Origin of the sequence: Flavobacterium sp. M31R6, from assembly GCF_013284035.1 — a bacterium.
Classification (GTDB): Bacteria; Bacteroidota; Bacteroidia; order Flavobacteriales; family Flavobacteriaceae; genus Flavobacterium.
Window position 1 is genome coordinate 3,301,523 of sequence record NZ_CP054141.1, and the last position, 15,001, is coordinate 3,316,523.

Annotated in this window: 18 protein-coding genes; 12 read left to right on the plus strand and 6 right to left on the minus strand. The window is 33.9% G+C overall.

From position 1 onward, the window contains the following. Positions 1-5: 5 nt before the first annotated feature. The 3 genes from kdsA (at position 6) to HQN62_RS13555 (ending at position 2,720) form a co-directional block, all read left to right on the plus strand. Positions 6-824 (plus strand): 3-deoxy-8-phosphooctulonate synthase, encoded by an 819-nt coding sequence (kdsA, locus tag HQN62_RS13545; RefSeq protein ID WP_173504759.1) that lies wholly within the window; start codon positions 6-8, stop codon positions 822-824. 70 nt (positions 825-894) lie between these two features. After that, entirely contained in the window at positions 895-1,761 is an 867-nt protein-coding gene (locus HQN62_RS13550; protein ID WP_483299266.1) for a hypothetical protein, read from the plus strand. A gap of 98 nt (positions 1,762-1,859) precedes the next feature. Then, entirely contained in the window at positions 1,860-2,720 is an 861-nt protein-coding gene (locus tag HQN62_RS13555; RefSeq protein WP_173504761.1) for a hypothetical protein, read from the plus strand. Positions 2,721-2,924: 204 nt separating this feature from the next. On the opposite strand, the gene HQN62_RS13560 is transcribed toward HQN62_RS13555, so the two are convergent. Next, the gene (locus HQN62_RS13560) at positions 2,925-3,275 is read right to left on the minus strand and encodes a DUF1801 domain-containing protein (protein ID WP_173504762.1); all 351 of its coding nucleotides are present in this window, start codon (positions 3,273-3,275) and stop codon (positions 2,925-2,927) included. Positions 3,276-3,349: 74 nt separating this feature from the next. Between HQN62_RS13560 and HQN62_RS13565 the strand changes: the two genes are divergently transcribed. The 7 genes from HQN62_RS13565 to HQN62_RS13595 all read left to right on the plus strand — a co-directional run bounded on the left by HQN62_RS13565 (position 3,350) and on the right by HQN62_RS13595 (position 8,636). Then, the gene (locus HQN62_RS13565; RefSeq protein ID WP_173504763.1) at positions 3,350-3,979 is read left to right on the plus strand and encodes a hypothetical protein; all 630 of its coding nucleotides are present in this window, start codon (positions 3,350-3,352) and stop codon (positions 3,977-3,979) included. Between the two features lie 94 nt (positions 3,980-4,073). Continuing rightward, positions 4,074-4,745: a YiiX family permuted papain-like enzyme gene (locus tag HQN62_RS13570; protein ID WP_173504764.1), complete on the plus strand. Its 672-nt coding sequence runs from the start codon at positions 4,074-4,076 to the stop codon at positions 4,743-4,745. A 63-nt stretch (positions 4,746-4,808) separates the two neighbouring features. Then, a complete protein-coding gene (locus HQN62_RS13575) occupies positions 4,809-5,045 on the plus strand; it encodes a winged helix-turn-helix domain-containing protein (protein ID WP_371811653.1) in 237 nt (78 codons plus the stop codon). Positions 5,046-5,099: 54 nt separating this feature from the next. Next, complete coding sequence (locus HQN62_RS13580; protein WP_173504766.1) at positions 5,100-5,432, plus strand: hypothetical protein; 333 nt, start codon at positions 5,100-5,102, stop codon at positions 5,430-5,432. Between the two features lie 24 nt (positions 5,433-5,456). Beyond that, entirely contained in the window at positions 5,457-6,827 is a 1,371-nt protein-coding gene (gene creD, locus HQN62_RS13585; protein WP_173504767.1) for a cell envelope integrity protein CreD, read from the plus strand. Positions 6,828-7,684: 857 nt separating this feature from the next. Beyond that, on the plus strand, positions 7,685-8,092 hold the full coding sequence (locus tag HQN62_RS18950) for a hypothetical protein (RefSeq protein WP_254454441.1): 408 nt from the start codon (positions 7,685-7,687) through the stop codon (positions 8,090-8,092). Beyond that, a complete protein-coding gene (locus tag HQN62_RS13595) occupies positions 8,085-8,636 on the plus strand; it encodes a Smr/MutS family protein (RefSeq protein ID WP_116797804.1) in 552 nt (183 codons plus the stop codon). Before HQN62_RS18950 ends, HQN62_RS13595 begins: the two co-directional genes overlap by 8 nt. 78 nt (positions 8,637-8,714) lie before the next feature. Here HQN62_RS13595 and HQN62_RS13600 read toward each other — a convergent pair whose 3' ends face one another. Then, positions 8,715-9,662: a hypothetical protein gene (locus HQN62_RS13600; RefSeq protein WP_173504768.1), complete on the minus strand. Its 948-nt coding sequence runs from the start codon at positions 9,660-9,662 to the stop codon at positions 8,715-8,717. A gap of 273 nt (positions 9,663-9,935) precedes the next feature. On the opposite strand from HQN62_RS13600, the gene HQN62_RS13605 reads away from it, so the two are divergent. Both HQN62_RS13605 and HQN62_RS13610 read left to right on the plus strand, forming a co-directional pair. Further along, entirely contained in the window at positions 9,936-10,859 is a 924-nt protein-coding gene (locus HQN62_RS13605) for an EamA family transporter (RefSeq protein ID WP_173504769.1), read from the plus strand. 3 nt (positions 10,860-10,862) lie between these two features. Continuing rightward, positions 10,863-11,984: a cysteine desulfurase family protein gene (locus tag HQN62_RS13610; protein WP_173504770.1), complete on the plus strand. Its 1,122-nt coding sequence runs from the start codon at positions 10,863-10,865 to the stop codon at positions 11,982-11,984. 1 nt (position 11,985) lies between these two features. Here the strand turns inward: HQN62_RS13610 and HQN62_RS13615 are convergent, their stop codons facing one another. The 4 genes from HQN62_RS13615 to HQN62_RS13630 all read right to left on the minus strand — a co-directional run bounded on the left by HQN62_RS13615 (position 11,986) and on the right by HQN62_RS13630 (position 14,900). Beyond that, complete coding sequence (locus HQN62_RS13615) at positions 11,986-12,957, minus strand: MlaD family protein (protein WP_173504771.1); 972 nt, start codon at positions 12,955-12,957, stop codon at positions 11,986-11,988. Between the two features lie 7 nt (positions 12,958-12,964). Continuing rightward, positions 12,965-13,717 (minus strand): ABC transporter ATP-binding protein, encoded by a 753-nt coding sequence (locus HQN62_RS13620; RefSeq protein WP_116798502.1) that lies wholly within the window; start codon positions 13,715-13,717, stop codon positions 12,965-12,967. Positions 13,718-13,721: 4 nt separating this feature from the next. Further along, a complete protein-coding gene (locus tag HQN62_RS13625) occupies positions 13,722-14,504 on the minus strand; it encodes an MlaE family ABC transporter permease (RefSeq protein WP_116797798.1) in 783 nt (260 codons plus the stop codon). Positions 14,505-14,606: 102 nt separating this feature from the next. Next, the gene (locus tag HQN62_RS13630) at positions 14,607-14,900 is read right to left on the minus strand and encodes a chaperone modulator CbpM (RefSeq protein WP_173504772.1); all 294 of its coding nucleotides are present in this window, start codon (positions 14,898-14,900) and stop codon (positions 14,607-14,609) included. Positions 14,901-15,001: the final 101 nt, after the last annotated feature.

Consider the following 15,001-nt stretch of genomic DNA (forward strand, 5'->3'; position numbering starts at 1 on the left):
ACAATATGAACATACATAATATCCCACAAATCAAACATACTGAGAGCGGTAACTTCTTTTTACTAGCTGGTCCATGTGCCATTGAAGGAGAAGAAATGGCAATGCGAATTGCTGAAAAGTTAGTTGGCATCACTGATAAATTACAAATTCCTTTTGTATTCAAAGGTTCTTTTAAAAAGGCAAATCGTTCTAGAATAGACAGTTTCTCTGGAATTGGAGACGAAAAAGCACTTAAAATATTGGAAAAAGTATCTAAAACTTTTGGAGTGCCGACTGTGACGGATATCCACACTAATGAAGATGCTGCAATGGCTGCAGAATATGTAGATGTATTACAAATTCCTGCTTTCCTTGTTCGTCAAACTGATTTGGTTGTGGCTGCCGCCAATACCGGAAAAGTGGTGAACTTGAAAAAAGGACAATTCATGAGTCCGGAGAGTATGAAACATGCGGTTCAAAAAGTTTTGGACTGTAATAACCAAAACGTGATGGTAACGGATCGTGGAACTATGTTTGGCTACCAAGACATGATTGTTGATTACAGAGGTATTCCTACTATGCAACAATATGCTACAACAGTTTTGGATGTTACTCATTCATTACAACAACCAAATCAAACTGCAGGAGTAACTGGAGGAAGACCTGATATGATTGAAACTGTTGCCAAAGCTGGAATTGCTGTTGGTGTAGATGGAATTTTTATTGAAACTCATTTTGACCCAGCTAATGCTAAAAGTGACGGTGCGAATATGTTGCACTTGGATTACTTTGAGCCTTTAATGAACAGATTGGTTGCTATTAGAAAAACCATAAATCAATTTTAATTTAACATAGAATACCAATACATTGAAAACATTTTTTTTTTACGCCTCATTTTTAGTTCTTTTTTTATCAATTAATGCTTTTGCTCAAGACAGCACGCAAAGTACTGAAAAATTTACTGCACACAATAAAGGAAAATTCTTCATTTCATGGGGTGGCAACAGAGAAAGCTATAGTGAATCTGATGTAAACTTCAGAGGAAAAGATTACAACTTTACAGTTGATAATATGGTTGCTCACGACAAACCAAAAGGCTGGCATGTTGATTATATAAATCCTGCTAACATGACAATTCCTCAAACTAACTTTAGAATGGGATATTTCATTAACGATCATTACAGTGTCGCTATTGGTTGGGATCACATGAAGTATGTAATGAGCCAAGCTCAAATAGCTAATGTAACTGGTTATATTAATTTACCTGCTGATCAATCTGGCTCTATTTACAACGGAGTTTATAATAATACTCCTGTAGATATGTCTCAAGGTAATGCTCAGGAAGGTGGTTATGAGAAAAATGTTGTTCAGCCAAATGGTACTGCTTTTTTAATGTACGAACATACAGATGGTTTGAACTATGTTAATACTGAGGTTTCCAGACATGACGATATTTCGAAATTATTTAAATTACCAAATACAGATAAAATTCAGATCAACTTAACTGAAGGTTTAGGAGCCGGACTTTTATATCCAAAAACAAATGCTACTGTGCTAGGAATGCCTCGTCATGATGATTTTCACATTTCTGGATATGGTTTATCTGCAAAAGCGGGAATTAACTTTACGTTTTTCAAATATTTCTATATACAAGGTGAACTAAAAACAGGTTACATCAACATGCAAGATATTAGAACTACAACAAGTAGTGATGATAAAGCTTCACAAGATTTCTTCTTTTTCCAAAGAATTATTGCTTTTGGAGGTATTTTTAGATTATAAAATACTCTCACATAAAATCAAAATCTCCTTCGGGAGATTTTAAGCATAAGATAGATTTTAGTTGCTTTAATAAAAATTATTAATCAAATTTAAAGACATTGAAAACAAAATTTTTACAGACTGCTTATTTAGTACTTTTTATTGCAATCAATACGTTTGCACAAAATGACGCCATAAAAAAAGAACTATATACCGCACACAACAAAGGAAAGTTTTTTGCACATTGGGGAGGAAATAGAACTTATTACACTACTTCTGATTTACATTTTGAAGGAGAGGGATACAATTTTACAGTAGAAAATGCACAATCTCATGATTTACCAAAAGGCTGGAATATTGATTATGTAAAACCTGGAAGCTTAACTTCATCGCAGACCAATTGGAAAATTGGGTATTTTATACACGATAAATTTAATGTTTCCATTGGAGTTGATCACATGAAATATGTAATGACTCAAAACCAAACAGCAATGATTAATGGAACGATTAATTTGCCTTCGACTGAAGCTGGTTCTCAATTTAACGGAACTTACAATAACCAACCAGTAGATTTAACTGACGGTAAATTTTTAAAATTTGAACATACAAATGGATTAAATTATGTTTTTACCGAAGCAGCTTATTACACAGATATCTCTTCAATTTTTGGAATTACAAATACCGATATCTTTCAACTAAATTTCACGCAAGGATTAGGAATGGGATTATTGGTTCCAAGAACAGACGCTACAGTATTACAAAAACAAAGACATGACGAGTTTCATATTTCAGGATACGGTTTTTCGGCGGATGCTGGTTTAAATTTCACTTTCTTCAAACATTTTTACATGCTAACCGAGTTAAAAGGTGGTTATATTAACATGACAGATGTTAGGACTACTTATACTGGTGATCATGCTCAACATCATTTTTGGTACGGAGGAACAATTGTTTCTTTTGGAGGTATCTTCAGACTTTAATTCATCCTCAACATAGTTATGAAATCTCCTTCGGGGGATTTTTTTTATTTATGACTATCCGTGACAAATACCATACCCATTCAATTGGCCACGGATTAGAAAGATTAGCACAGATTTCTTTAATAATGGGAATAAAATCTGTGAAAATCTGTGTAATCAGTGGCAAAAAAAAACACTTAGTACGCTTTACGGACTGTACTATTTTTATTTATATAATGTCTTTGCTTCCATTATCACATCAACCAAAATAGTATTATCAATATCCTCTAAATTATAATACCGAAGCGACTTGACTGTATTCCTCTTTTCTCCGACAAGATAATCCTGGTTTCCTGTTAATTGAAATCCTCTGGCAAAACCTGCGTCTACAAATCCCTTTTTTTGATTGGGTGCCAAATAGCAGAAAGGTTTTTTCTTATAATAGAAATAAGGTATTCCCCATTTAAAAAGCAAATCCAATTCAGGCATTTCCCGTTCAAACACACTTATTAGATGCAAAAGAATTGACCTAAACTTTTCAGACTGGCGATAGATATATTCGTCCGTAATTTTCATCTAATAAAAATAATAAAAAAGTATTGTTTTTCTTAAATTTTATTATTTACTTTGTAATTCAAAGTACTTTATATATGGACGATAAATATTTACAAGATATCAGTGAGATTAAAAACATGATGAATAAATCCTCTCAGTTTATATCTTTGAGCGGTTTAGCTGGAATAATGGCAGGTGTATATGCCTTGATAGGCGCTTTTATAGCCCATAAACTAATTCAAAATAACAACAATAATTATGGCACGGATAATTACGACAAGATTATCACTTTAGAAAGCCATACTTTCAAATTAATCGTTTTGACTGCACTTTTAGTATTAGTTTTGTCAATAGCCACAGCCATATTACTTACCTATAACAAAACAAAAAGAGGAGGCGAAACAGTATGGAATAGCAGTTCAAAAAGACTGTTAACCAACTTCATGATTCCATTGGTAACCGGTGGAATTTTTGGCTTGTTATTATTGCGAAATGGAAGCTATGGATTGATTGCCCCCGTAACTTTGATTTTTTATGGTTTGTCTTGTGTAAATGCAAGTAAATATACACTCCGAGATGTGCGCTATCTGGGTATCACGATTATTATAATAGGGCTTTTGGCTACCGAATTTTCCGGGTACGCGTTAGAATTTTGGGCATTAGGATTTGGAATCTGTCATATCGTATATGGTAGTATGATGTATTTCAAGTACGACAGGAACTAGATTGCAGATTGCAGAATTTAGATTGCAGAGTTTTAGATTGAAAATAATAAAACAGACAATATCGATGTGAACTATGAAACCAAAAAGTACAGATATGAAAAAAACGAAATATATTTTTGCCATAATTACCTTTCTGATGAGTTTTGGATGTGCATTATTCATTGCTAATTCAATGTTTGGGAATATTCTTTTTGGTGCTCGACCTGTCACAGTCTTGGATAAAATACAAGAAGGAGACATGATTTTTCAAACTTCCCAATCCAAACAATCTGAAGCCATAAGAATAGCCACAAATTCCAAATTTTCCCATTGCGGAATCGTATTCATTGAGAAGGGTGAAAAATATGTTTTTGAAGCTGTTCAACCTGTAAAATACACACCCCTCAAAACTTGGATTACCCGCGGAAAGGAAAATCATTTTTTGGTAACCCGATTAAAAAATGCATCGAGGCTTTTAAGTTCTGTAACTTTGCAAAAGATGAAAAATTATGCAAAAGGCTTCAACAACAAAGACTATGACCACTATTTTGAATGGTCTGATGATAAAATATATTGCTCAGAATTGATTTGGAAAATATACAAAAATGGTGCTGGAATCGAATTGTGTACTCTTCAAAAACTAAAAGATTTTAATTTAGAAGATACCCGAGTACAAGCAATACTAGCAGAAAGATATGGAAATAAAATCCCGCTTGAAGAGAACGTAGTCGCGCCTTCAAATTTGGAACAATCCAAAATAGTAAAAACAATTATAGATACCTACTAAGACTTGAAAAACATTATTCAAAATATAAATAAAGCATTTGACCACCGCATACGACTTGGAATCATGTCGGTTTTGATGGTCAATGAATCGGCTGATTTTAGTACTTTGAAAGAATTATTAGGCGTTACCGACGGTAATTTGGCCAGTCACACCAAAGCCTTGGAATTGGAAAGCTACATTGCAATCGAAAAGCAATTTATTGGGAAAAAACCAAATACAAGCTACAGAGCTACCAAAGATGGTCGCAAAGCATTTCAAGATCATATTAATGCACTCGAAAAATTAATACAGAAACGATAATCTATTTTTTTAATCAAACACTTTGAAATTCAAAGTACTTTAAAGTTTTAAATCATGCAAACAATTCAAACCAATGAGGAACCTTTTGAAGGCAAAACCTCCACAGAACTTGCCCTTGGTTGTTTTATCATCGGAACACTGTTTTTTATTCTTTTTCTAACGCTGCAGGATACTTCTTTTGTTTTGATCATTGGATTTATTTTCACTGTATTGGCTCTATTTCTCAATGGAATAATGCTCTATCATCTCTTGTACCATTTTTACATTTTACCGCAACAGCGGAAATACATCGGGCTTAAAATTATAATTCTGTTGGGTAACATTCCCGTAGCATTTCTGTATTACGTCATTATAAACTATTTCGCATCTGCAAATTCACCTTTCTAATCAAATAACTTTAATCAACAAAAAATGGAAACTCAAGAAAATCAAAATCCTGCCCCTAACTCCTTTTTTCAATCAATTTTTCAATCCACAACAGCCAAAATGTTGATGGTAGGATTCCTAACTCTCATTTTGCTCATTCCGCTGGAATTTGTCAAAAGTTTGATTCAGGAACGCTCGAACCGTCAAGAAGAAGTTATCTCCGAAATCAATGACAAATGGGGTGAAAGCGTCTATTTTTATGGTCCAATACTAAAAGTTCCTTATACCGTTTTTGAGGAAACACTGTCTATTAACCAAAAAACAAATGAAACGGTAAAACAGCAAAAAGCAATTACCAAATACGCCTATTTTTTTCCGGAAGACTTGAAAGCTAAATCCAATGTTACTACCAAGTTACTTAATAGAAACAACTACGAATCGGTCGTATACAGTTCCAAAATGAATTTTGAAGGGAATTATATTCAACCCGATTTCAGCAGCAGAAATATTCCAACCGAAAACATTCAATGGAATAAAGCCACCATATTGATAAAAACAACCAACTTAAAAAGCATTAAAGACGAGGTAAAAATAAATCTTGGCGGTAATAAATTGACATTTGAACCTGTTTACAGCACCAACATAACCGATTCAACACAAGCACTGGAAACCGGTTTTATAGACTTAAAAAACACCTTAAAGACAGACAAAACCAACTTTGGTTTCGACATCACCTACAACGGAAGTAAGCAAATAAAAATGGTTCCTATTGGTAAAACTACGCAGTTAAGCATGCAATCCAATTGGGCTTCGCCAAGCTTCACCGGTAATTTCCTTCCAGACGATAAAACCAAAAAAATCAACAATGACGGTTTTGTGGCTAATTGGAAAATACTTCACATTAACAGAGCTTTTTCACAACAATTTTTCGAAGTCTTACCCGATTTAGGAACCTATGCCTTTGGAGTTGACTTTGTGATTCCCGTAAACCAATACCAACAGAATGAAAGAGCCGCTAAATATGGCTTTCTGGTGATTGGCCTGACGTTTTTGGTTTTCTTTCTAATCCAATCCATCAGCAAAATCAGGATTCATATTTTCCAGTATACCATGATCGGGTTGGCATTGATTTTATTTTACACATTGCTGATTTCAATCACCGAACACAGTAGCTTCACGAAAGCCTACCTCATCGCAGCAACAGCAATCATAGCATTGATATCGCTGTACTCCGTTTCGATCCTAAAAGGAAACAAATTCCCTATTTTCATCGCAGGATCACTCACCGGGTTGTACACCTTTATCTATGTCATCATACAACTGGAAAACTATGCATTATTGGTGGGAAGTATCGGTTTGTTTGCTATCCTTGCAGCAGTAATGTACTTTTCAAGAAAAATAGACTGGAACAAATAAACTAAAATAATCAGGAGCTAATCCTGCTACCCATTGCAATCCACGCCCAAAAGCAGGGGATTTTCACCGCAAACGTAGGTGACTGAACTCCAGTTATAATAAAAATTAAGTGAAGTAATCTGGGCAAGGGTATTCATTTTTATAAGAACTTTTTATTATTGATTTGATATCCCGTAAGCTCTTTTTCCACATATAAAAAAACCACAAAGTAATGAACCTATTACTTTGTGGTTTTTTACTTTTAAATTATTCCTCTTTCTGTGTGGTTCAGTTTAAGGAATTCTTGAATTGTACTTTGCAAAGCTCACGACAAATTGAATTTATTACCATTCAATTCCTCGCCATTTAAATCATGATTTTTTATCTCTCAGATTTTTGGTTTATTTTATTTGCAAAGGAGATTAGCAGTACTAAAAGTAAAATTCCTGCAACAATACCTAATTCTAAAATTAAATGCATTTTGGATTTTTTTATGTTAGACTTTACATTTTTATTAGCTGTGTTGAATGCAAAAATAATCGCTTTTATATTCGAAAATACTTCATACTCAACACAAATCATCTAATACTCCAAAGTTAAAAAAAATAAGATTATGTCAAAATATTGTCGATGAAATGCATCATTTTTGATAAACTAAACGTATTAATCGTACGGAAAAATCATTGCGCTTTAGAAATTTATTTAATTCAATTCTCTTTTCTTACATTATATAAAAATCAATATTAAGAAATAACTCATGTATTGATCGGTAAACTTTTTTTTTGGTTATCCTGATGACAATATTGATTACCATCTCGTTACTTTTTTCTTTATGAGAAGATTTTTATGACTAACCAACCTTATAAACTAATCAGGATATGATTTACAAATCCATTTCTTTAAAGGCACTTTTGCGTAAGGGCTTTTGGCTTTATCTTTATTTTTTTCTTTCAAAAAATAAAGATAAAGCCAAAAGCCCGACCCAGTTGCGAAAAACAAAGGAGGCACGACTGAGATTTTCACAACTGGGATACGCCCTTATTATGATTTTTGGTCTTAATAAGTCAAAAAGTTTAGTATTTTTGAAAACTGAAAATGAAACGATGAAAAAATTTATGATTTTGCTGATGGTTTTAGCCATTGGTGTTGCTTTGTATGAGCAGACGAGCGCCGATAAAAATGTGTATGTAATGGTGATTGCCATTGTCATTTTTATGATGGGAATGATGAAATTGAGCAGTAAGACTCCTAGTAAAAATCAAGATAAAGAAGAAGATGATGTTTAGTAAAGGAGATAAAGTTTCGGTATTGGATGAAGCGGTTGATGGTGTTGTCTTGTCGGTCAAAGACAAGGTCATCACTATTGAAACAGCAGATGGTTTTGTGATGAATTTTGCTACCAATGAGCTCATCAAAATAGGAGAATCTGCCAACTTGATGGAGGAAATAAAAGGTATCAATATCAATGAAATAAAAAAAGAAAAGGAAATCCCAAAACCCCGAAGCTTTGTAAAAGAGAAGAAAGATAAGCATGAATTGCCTGTCCCTGAATTTGATTTACATATCGAGAAACTGGTACCCAACAAACGTGGAATGTCAAATTACGATATTTTGACTTTGCAGTCGGAAACAGCTAAACGTCATATTGAGTTTGCGATTCGCAATCGGATTCCAAAGATTGTTTTCATTCACGGTGTGGGTGAAGGTATTTTGAAAGCCGAATTGGATTTTCTATTTGGCCGTTATGACAATATTGTTTTTCAGGATGCCAATTACCAAAAATATGGTGCCGGTGCAACCGAAGTTTATTTTAAACAGAACAATAAATAAGTATCCTTAACTCCATAAAAAAACGTCAATGCTTAATTAAAAGTATTGACGTTTTTTTTATGTGTTTCAAGATTTTTATCATGGTATTTTAGTTTGTAACTCGCCATATTTATAACTGGTTCCCAATTGAAAATTATTTGTGTCTTTTTCAAGCGTTACATTCTTAAGAATAATGGTATGTTTGAAAGTATTTGGGCCATTTGTAGTAGTTGTAACCTCAATAACGCCCCCTGCTTTTCCTAACCATGTTTGATTAACAGTAGGCAGTAATGGATCTGTCACTTGACAAAAATAAGATGGTGGCACAACACCGTTAAACAGACGGTAAACTAATTTGTTTGTGACAAGTCCTACCACTCCGGTTCTTGGGGAACCAACAGGAGTAACCTCATTAACAATCAGTGCAGGATCGATATTCAGTGTAAAAGATTCACTCTCACTAAATTTATACACTTGACCACTCGTACAGATACTCAAAGGATCTTGGAAACCAAATGGCAATGGATCTACCGTTTTCAAGTAATCACCAAAAGGAAAGGTTTCATAAAACTGCGTTGTGCCATCAGGTTTTGCGAAAGTGATATTTTGTAAAATAATATTATTATTGTATCCTGTTATTCGGGTACTGTTATCTGTTTCGTTCAATTTCTTTACAGCAGTAGTTGTAATTTGAATGATACCCGAAGATGCTTCCCATTGATTTTTTATATTGGGAGTCGCCGGAGGAATTAAAGCACATATATTTGCGGCAGCTACTTTACCGTCATAAAAATTATACACCACTCGATTTGTCGTATTAATGTCTAATTTTATTGGGTCATTCACAGGTGTAGGGTTCTCTGTAAAAGTTACTTCTGGAATATTCAGAATTAAAGATTCACTTTCTTTGAGTTTAAAAATAAGATTATTATCAGAACAACTGCTTGTAGTTACATCCGAAAAATCAATTGTATCCACTATTAAATCACCATCATCACAGCCCGAAAAAGCAAATACACAAATCAAAATTCCTAAAAATCGTTTCATTATTTTATATTTTGAACAAAAATAGAATTTTTAATTTGTTTCTTAAACTTTAGTAACCAAAAACCTGATATTTAACTGAAAAATTACTGAGAAACTAAGCCTCTAAGACACTAAGCTTTAAAATAAAGTAATTATCCCTTATTTTGGTTATTAGATTATTAAAAAACAGAGAACAAATCTCTTTCCATCTTAGTTTCACAGATTGTCAGCAACTTATTAAAGACATTGATTCACTACAGAAATCCTTATCTTTGTGGCGAATTTTACTTTTCGATGAAAAAATACAAATACTATTTCGCCGCTTTTTTAGCATTTTTCATATGGGGCTTTTTCAGTCTGGCACTAAAACCCATATCGAGTTATCCTTCTTTGGATATTTTATTCTACCGTGTGTTTTTCAGCGTACTGACGATGACGGTAATAAATCTTGTTTTTAGAAAAAAGAATATTCGTAAAAACTGGAATGATTTCTCAGTAATGCCTTTAAAAAAGAAAAGAAGTATAGTTATTTTGACTCTTTTGGGAGGTATGATTCTAGCATCCAATTGGTTTATTTTCATTTATGTTGTCAATCATGTGAGTGTGAAAGCGGGTTCACTTGCTTACTTAATCTGTCCAATTTTGACAACAGTTTTTGCTTTCTTTTTACTTCACGAAAAACTGAGTAAATGGCAATGGTCAGCGGTTTTTATAAGTGTTATAAGCTGTGTTTTATTGTCTCTAAATCACTTTCAGGACATTTTTTATAGTTTGGTCGTGGCAGCAACTTATGCATTGTATTTGGTCAGCCAGCGCAAGAATAGTGAACTTGATAAGTTTCTTCTTTTGAATATACAGTTACTTTTTATTGCATTGCTAATTTTGCCCTTTTATCCAAAATACAGTGGTGCAATCCCAACAGAACCTTTATTTTATATGTGCCTATTCTGCATTGTTGTATTTTTTACAATTGTTCCGCTTTTTTTAAATTTGTATGCTTTAAAAGGTATCAACTCATCGACTGTGGGCATCCTGATGTACATCAATCCAATAATCAATTTTACCTTAGCTATTTTTTACTTTAAAGAACAAGTTACTTTGCTTCAAATGTTTTCTTATTCTCTAATTTTGATTTCAATCATTGTTTTCAATAAGAACGTAATTTTTGGCAAAAAACACAAATTCAAAGTAACTGCTGAGGGTTCAAAATCTATATAAAAAATGAAAAAAGTATATCTTGATAACGCTTCCACTACTGCACTTCATCCCGAGGTAATTTTGGAAATGACCAAAATATTAACCGAAGATTATGGTAATCCATCCTCAACACATAGTTTGGGACGCAATGCTAAAAGCATTCTTGAACTTTCCAGAAAATCAATCGCAAAGCAAATAAACGCTTCTGCAGCCGAAATTATTTTTACTTCCTGCGGCACAGAAGCTAATAACTGGATTATGCGTTCTGCCATTAAAGATTTAAAGGCAACTCGCATTATTACAAGCAAGATAGAGCATCATGCGGTATTACATACTGCCATTGCGTTACAAAATGAATATGACATTCAAGTAGATTACGTAAAAATTAAACCCAATGGCGAAGTTGATTTAACCCATTTGGTCGAATTATTATCAGAAGAGAAAAAGACTTTGGTTTCCTTAATGCACGTCAATAATGAAACAGGAACTATTTTGGATCTTGACAGAGTGAGCCAAATTTGTCAAGAGCACCATGCTTTACTTCATTCGGATACGGTACAATCTATTGGGAAAACCAAAATTGATTTGCAACATACTCCTATCGATTTTATTGTAGCCAGTGCCCATAAATTTCACGGCCCAAAAGGCGTTGGTTTTGCTTTTGTTCGAAAAAATACAGGACTACAGCCTTTATTTTTTGGCGGTGAACAAGAAAAAGGACAGCGTCCAGGAACCGAAGCCATACATCAAATTGCAGGAATGGCAAAAGCCTTGGAACTTTCTTATCAAAACCTTGAAAGCGAAAGTCAATATATTTCATCATTGAAAGACTATGCCATCGAAAGACTAAAAACAGATTTCCCGGGATTTAAAATCAATGGAGAAAAAGCACTCTACAATCTACTCAATGTCGTTTTACCTTTTGACGAAAGTAAAATTGCTATGCTTTTATTTCATTTAGACATGAAAGGCATTGCAGTTTCTAGAGGTAGTGCTTGTCAATCGGGCAGTATTAGACCTTCGCATGTACTGGCTGAGATGTTATCTGATGAGGACTTAAAAAAACCGAGTATCCGAATTTCTTTCAGTCATTTTAACACCAAAGAAGATATTGATTTATTAATTGAGGGATTGAAAAACATTTAAATCAATTGGCTTTCTTTTTGGCCTTTTCCTGTTTTTTGAAATAGCCCCGCAATAAAAAACTATGTTTCATCGCTTCGAGATCTTCGTTCAAGAGGATAGTCGCTTTATTTAAGTTTGTCATCGTCGAATCTATTTTTTTAACCAAATTGGGATCATTAGATAAATAATTTATCGCACCATTTCCGTTTTTAGCATTCGTAATTGTTGCGTTTAAGTTGGTTACCACTTTGTTTATCTCTTGACTTGATTGATCCAAGTTGACAACGATTGTTCTTATTTTTTGTGCTGTAGCTGGATCATTCAACACTCCTATTACACTGTTTTTATCTCCCAAAGCCATAACCGTTTTATTAAGGTTATCTACGATTTCGGTTGTGCCTTTACTCGTCATTTTCAGATAATTCATGGTTTGTTTCAAATCGGATGCCATAATCGTGTCGTTGAGCAAAGTTCCCAAAGAGCCTTTGCCCTGAGTGATTTCTTTGGTGATTTTAAGTAAATCGGCTGTGAGTAAAGCGGCATTTTTATTGGTTACACTCAGCGTATTCAACAAATCATCGGTACGAACACGACCCGAGGATTGTATGATGTCGCCTGCTTCGATATGTGGTTGATTTCCTTTTCCCGGAGCAATATTGATTACCATACTTCCTACCAAACCATCCGAACCGATACTGGCCAGAGCATTTTTTTTGATGTGTGGGAACATTGATTTATCGATAATCATATCCACATTGATAGTAGTATCATTTATCATTTCTATCCCCCTAACCGTTCCAATATTGATACCGGAATACCGAACATTATTTCCTAATTGCAATCCATTTACATTGCTAAAAACAGCCGTAAGATGATCGGTACTACCAAACATTTTTTGTTTGTTACCAATAAAATACACGACAAGAACAAAGAGGGTTAGTCCCGATATGACAAAAATGCCTAATTTAATTTTCTCTGAAGCAGTTTTTTCCATTTTATACTTATTTAAAGAAAGCTTGCACTTTGGGATCTTTGGAAGTTGACAAACTCTCAAAGGTTCCTTCAGCATAATTTATTCCGTCAATTAATAAAATCATTCTGTTAGAAATCATTCTGGCACAATCAACATCGTGCGTTATAATTATAGATGATGTATTGTATTTTTTTTGAACAGACATCATCAGCATTAAAATTTCTTTTGATGTAATAGGATCCAATCCTGTTGTAGGCTCATCATAGAGAATAATTTTTGGTTTCAAAATTAAAGTTCTTGCCAAAGCAATTCTACGCTTCATTCCGCCTGAAAGCTCATTTGGTAACAAATCTATAGTATTAGCCAAACCAACACTTTCCAATGCTTCCATAACCAATGGCGTGGTATCATGAATAATTCCGAATTTTTTGGTGTGCCGTCTCAAAGGAAATTCTAAATTTTCACGGACCGACATAGAGTCATACAAAGCGCTACCCTGAAAAAGAAAACCAACCTCGGTTCGAAGTTCATCCAAGGCTTCTCGAGAAAGCTTTTTGATGTCTTTTTCCATCACTTCAATACTGCCTTGGTCCGGTTCTTCCAATCCAATAAGACATTTGATCATTACCGACTTACCTGATCCCGACTTCCCCATTACAACCAAATTTTCGCCTGGAAACAATTCTAAATTAAATCCATCCAAAACATGGTTATCACCAAAGCTCTTTTTTAAATCTTTGATAACCACAATTGCTTTTTTATTTTTTTCATTCGAATCCATAGCACTAAACATCGTAAAAAACATTAGAAACAAAAACCGCTATAAAATCAATGATAAAAAGTAACATTGAGGAAAAAACCACCGCCGAATTAGCCGCCAACCCAACTCCTGCTGTTCCTTTTTTGCAATAATATCCTTTAAAACAACCAACCAATCCAATGGCAAAGCCGAAGAAAAAAGATTTAATCGTTGAGGGAATGACATCAAAAAACTCGAGATGATTAAAAACCTGAGTAAAATATAACAATAGTGAAACATCTCCTTTTAAATTTTCGATCAAAAAAGAACCAAAGAGTGCCACTCCATCTCCAATAAAAACCAAAATAGGTAACATCAAAGTAGTCGCCAATATTCGGGTTACCACTAAATATTTGAAGGGATTTGTTCCAGAAACTTCCATTGCGTCTATTTGCTCAGTTACACGCATAGAACCTAATTCGGCTCCAATTCCTGAACCAATGCGCCCTGCACAAATTAGAGCGGTAATAATAGGGCCAATCTCTCTAATGATAGAAACACTCACCATGGCAGGAATCCATGAAACGGCACCAAATTGTTGTAAGGTAGGTCTGGATTGTAAGGTAAACACCAATCCTATGATAAATCCCGTAACCCCAACCAGAAGCAGAGAACGGTTCCCCATATTATAGCATTGCCTAAGAAACTCTTTGAACTCTAACGGACGTTTAAATACTTCCTTGAAAAAACGACCCGCAAAATCAGACAGCTCGCCAATTTCTATAAGAAAATCTTTGAATACTTCAATAATTCTAAAAACACTATTCATTCGGTTTATGAATTAATTTTTAATACGAATCTTACTCAAATATACAAATATTCAATTGATTTTCTCTGCATTAAAATCCACAAAATGAATCGTGTGAAGAATCTAATTCTCATATAGACGTAATCTGTTTTGGGCAATCATCAAATCTTTTTGTAAATGTTCAATTTTTTGCAAAAGATTAAAAACGACATCAATTCCTTCCGGATTCACTTCCAATTCGTGATGCAATCGAATCATTCGTTCCAAATTATGCATCTGATTTTCGTTGACATACGGAGATTGCTCCATAACTTCAATTTCAATTAAGCCTAAATCTTGCAAATGGTTAAAAAATGAAAGCTCTATTTGATAATGAGAACTAATTGTTTGCAAAAGTATCCAGTTATCTGTTTTCATGTGTGTGAAATTTATTTATCAACGTCATATATGTTATGTTTCGCCAATTCGCTATGCTCGGGTCGCCTTTTTATTAATTTGTATTGCTTACGCAAACTTTT